Raw genomic sequence first — 700 nt, forward strand, 5'->3', positions numbered from 1 at the left:
AACTTCTCCCGGGTGAGTTCGGGCCTGTTGAGATACCCTCGGGCCAGTCCGTCCCCGGAGATGCAGATCTCCCCGGCGACCCCTTTGGGGAGCAGGTTGAGATTGGTGTCAAGAATATGGGCTTTTAATGTGGGTATAGGTTTGCCTATGTTACTAATGTTTTGTTTAATAATCGTTTTATCTATTTTTTTATAAGTACCATGAACAGTTATCTCCGTAATACCATACATGTTTATTATCTTGCATTCTGGTTTTTTCTTTTTCCAGTTACTTAAGATAGAAGGGTAGAGAGCTTCTCCTCCAAAAATTAAATATCTAATGTGTGATTTTTTGTTTGTTATCAGAAACTGATCTTGAAGGGTTTTGAAAGAGGATGGTGTTTGGTTTAAAACAGTTACTTTATTCTTCAATATAAATTCTGAAAACCCGATAGGGTTTCTAATTAACTTGTTAGAAGGAATCAGTAGTTTTCCACCATAAAGTAGTGGTCCGTACATTTCCCAGACAGAAAAGTCAAAGCAAAATGAATGAAACATACACCAGACATCTTTTTCATGGAAGTCAAAAGGTGTTTTTTCATTAAAAAAGAGTCTTACTAAATTTTTATTCTCTATCATGACCCCTTTTGGTTTCCCGGTGGAGCCTGATGTGTATATCACGTATGCGAGGCTGTCCCGATTTGCCTTGTTTCGGGTGTTTT

1 protein-coding gene is annotated in these 700 nt (G+C 38.0%); it reads right to left on the reverse strand.

Annotation, left to right across the window (positions count from 1 at the left end):
* On the reverse strand, positions 1-659 hold a 659-nt coding region (locus IV512_RS19655; protein WP_371743330.1), incomplete at its 3' end, for an AMP-binding protein.
* Positions 660-700: the final 41 nt, after the last annotated feature.

Origin of the sequence: Pseudozobellia sp. WGM2 (genome assembly GCF_017810075.1) — a bacterium.
Taxonomy (GTDB): Bacteria; Bacteroidota; Bacteroidia; order Flavobacteriales; family Flavobacteriaceae; genus JADNYK01.